General features: G+C 70.4%; 2 protein-coding genes, 1 tRNA gene and 1 rRNA gene. All 4 read left to right on the forward strand.

Going from position 1 to position 2,936, the window contains the following annotated elements; genetic code table 11:
• A 5S ribosomal RNA gene (rrf, locus tag LEL83_RS16385) occupies positions 1–64 on the forward strand; the annotation flags it as partial.
• A gap of 103 nt (positions 65–167) precedes the next feature.
• Positions 168–1,655 (forward strand): glutamate--tRNA ligase, encoded by a 1,488-nt coding sequence (gene gltX, locus LEL83_RS15700; protein WP_225559523.1) that lies wholly within the window; start codon positions 168–170, stop codon positions 1,653–1,655.
• Between the two features lie 10 nt (positions 1,656–1,665).
• The gene (locus LEL83_RS15705) at positions 1,666–2,727 is read left to right on the forward strand and encodes an NAD(P)/FAD-dependent oxidoreductase (RefSeq protein WP_225559524.1); all 1,062 of its coding nucleotides are present in this window, start codon (positions 1,666–1,668) and stop codon (positions 2,725–2,727) included.
• A 45-nt stretch (positions 2,728–2,772) separates the two neighbouring features.
• Positions 2,773–2,844: transfer RNA gene (locus LEL83_RS15710), tRNA-Gln, on the forward strand.
• Positions 2,845–2,936: the final 92 nt, after the last annotated feature.

A 2,936-nucleotide genomic window follows, 5' to 3' on the forward strand; every position in this document is an offset into this window, starting at 1 on the left:
TAAGCCTCTCAGCGCCGATGGTACTGCAAGGGGGACCTTGTGGGAGAGTAGGACGCCGCCGGACTTAACGTAGAAACACCAGGGAACCCCTGACCAGTCATGGTCAGGGGTTTTCTGCGTTCCAGGGGAAGTGGGACGAACCGCCACCGCGGTAGGGTTGTCGGGTCATGACTGCGCCCTTCACCACTGCCTCTGGCCCCGACGTCCGCGTCCGCTTCTGCCCCAGCCCGACGGGGACCCCGCACGTCGGGCTCATCCGTACTGCGCTCTTCAACTGGGCCTACGCGCGGCACACGGGCGGCAAGCTCGTCTTCCGCATCGAGGACACCGACGCCGCTCGTGACAGCGAGGAGTCGTACGCGCAGATCCTCGACGCCCTGCGCTGGCTCCGGCTCGACTGGGACGAGGGTGTCGACGCCGGCGGCGAGCACGGCCCGTACCGGCAGTCCGAGCGCGCTGCGATCTACGAGGACGTGATCGCGAAGCTCAAGGCGTCCGGTCACATCTACGAGTCCTACGTGACGCCCGACGAGATGGAGGCCCGGAACCGTGCCGCCGGCCGTGACCCCAAGCAGGGCTACGACAACCACGAGCGGGACCTGACCGACGCCGAGCGCCAGGCGTTCCGCGACGAGGGCCGTTCGCCGGCACTGCGGCTGCGGGTGCCCGACCGCGACCTCAGTTTCGACGACCTGGTACGCGGCGAGATCACGTTCAAGCAGGGCACGTTCCCGGACTTCGTCGTGGTGCGTCCGAACGGGACCCCGCTGTACACGTTCACGAACCCGGTGGACGACGCGCTGATGGGCATCACGCACGTCCTGCGCGGCGAGGACCTGCTGTCGTCGACGCCGCGGCAGATCGCGCTGTACGAGGCCCTGTACGAGATCGGGCTGGCGCCGTCGATCCCGGTGTTCGGCCACCTGCCCTACGTGATGGGGGAGGGCAACAAGAAGCTGTCGAAGCGCGACCCCGAGTCGAACCTGTTCCACCACCGCGCCGCAGGCATGATCCCCGAAGGGCTCGTCAACTACCTGGCACTGCTCGGCTGGTCGATCGGACCCGACCGCGACGTGTTCTCGATCGACGAGATGGTGCAGGCGTTCGACGTCACCGACGTCAACCCCAACCCGGCACGCTTCGACCACAAGAAGGCCGAGGCGATCAACGGGGACCACATCCGCCTGCTCACGCCGGAGGACTTCCGCGACCGGCTCCTGCCGTACCTGACGGCGTTCGTGTCCGACCCCGCGACCCCGGAGCAGCTCGAGCTGCTCACCAAGGCCGCACCGCTCGTCCAGGAGCGCATGCAGCTGCTCGGTGAGGCGCCCGCGATGCTGGGGTTCCTGTTCACGGCCGACGACGACCTGGTGGTCGAGGACGATGCCCGGGCCTCGCTCAAGGGCGACACGGACGCCGTGCTGACGGCCGGCATCGCGGCGCTCGAGCCGCTCGACACCTGGACGACGGTCTCGATCGAGGAGGCGCTCCGCTCCGCGCTCATCGACGAGCTCGGCCTCAAGCCCCGGGTCGCTTTCGGACCCCTCCGCGTCGCCGTCTCCGGCCGTCGTATCAGCCCGCCGCTCTTCGAGTCGATGGAGATCCTCGGCAAGGCGTCGACGCTGACCCGACTGCGCGCCCTCGCGGGCAGCTGAACCGCCGACCATGAGCAGTCCGGCGGTCCCGGTGCCGACGTCCGAGGACATCGTGCACGACGTCGCGGTGATCGGTGCCGGGCCGGCCGGGCTGAGTGCAGCGCTCAACCTGGTCCGGGCCAAGCGCACCGTGCTGCTGGTCGACGCGAACCGGCCCCGGAATGCGGCGACCCTGCGGTCACACGGCTTCCTGACGCGGGACGGGATCTCGCCGCTGGAACTCCGCAAGCTCGGCCGTACCGAGGTGGAGGGGTACCCGGAGGCGACCGTCGTGCAGTCCGTCGTGGACCGGGTCGCTCCGGCCCCTGACGGCGCGGGGTGGACGGTGCACGGCTCGTGGCGGGGCGTCGAGCTGGACGCCCGCGCGCGGACGGTCGTCGTGGCCACCGGTCTGCGTGAGGAGTTCCCGGCGCTGCCCATGCTGCGCGCCTTCTACGGCACGTCGATGCACAGCTGCGTGGAGTGCGACGCTTACGACAAGGCCGGCCAGCCGCTCGCGTTCGTGTGCGAGACCGACGACGTCGTGGACCGTGCCCTGCTGATCGCCACGTGGACCGACGACCTGATCGTCTACACGAACGGCGTCGCGCCGCTCGACGACGCCGGGCGCGCTCGCCTGGATGCGGCAGGGGTCCGGGTGGACGAGCGGCCCGTCGCCGACCTCGAGGGGGACCGGGCCGGGATGACCGGGGTGCGGCTCGCCGACGGACACGTGGAGCCCCGGACCGGCGGGTTCGTGCGGCCGACGTGGCACGCCGACCTCGACTGGCTCCAGGCCACCGTCGGCGCCGAGGCCGCCGACGCCAGCGACTCCGCGCACGGCGGGGCAGCGGGGGACGCCGACCGCGACACGCCCGACGCCCCACCTGTGCTCCGACGGGATCCGGACGGATTGCTCGTGGTCGACCGGGTGGGACGGACCTCGGTCCCGGGCCTGTACGCGGTGGGAGACGTCACGCCTCCCGGGCCGGAACAGCTCATCGTCGCGGCCGGTCACGGTGCAGCGACGGCTGCTGCGGTGCACCGCGACCTGGTGGGTGGTCTCACGGACCTCCGGGATGCTGTACAGTAGTTGATCGTGCCCCGGGTGATCGGGGCGAGAGGCCGACAGGCTTCTTGGGGTATGGTGTAATTGGCAACACAGCGGTTTCTGGTACCGTCGTTCTTGGTTCGAGTCCAGGTACCCCAGCACTCGACGAACAGCCCCCGGGACATCCCGGGGGCTGTTCTCGTTCCCGGCGCCTTCCACGGGCGCCCGCGGACCCCGGCCCTCGGCGCGCG

Source organism: Curtobacterium oceanosedimentum (assembly GCF_020297365.1).
Classification (GTDB): Bacteria; Actinomycetota; Actinomycetes; order Actinomycetales; family Microbacteriaceae; genus Curtobacterium.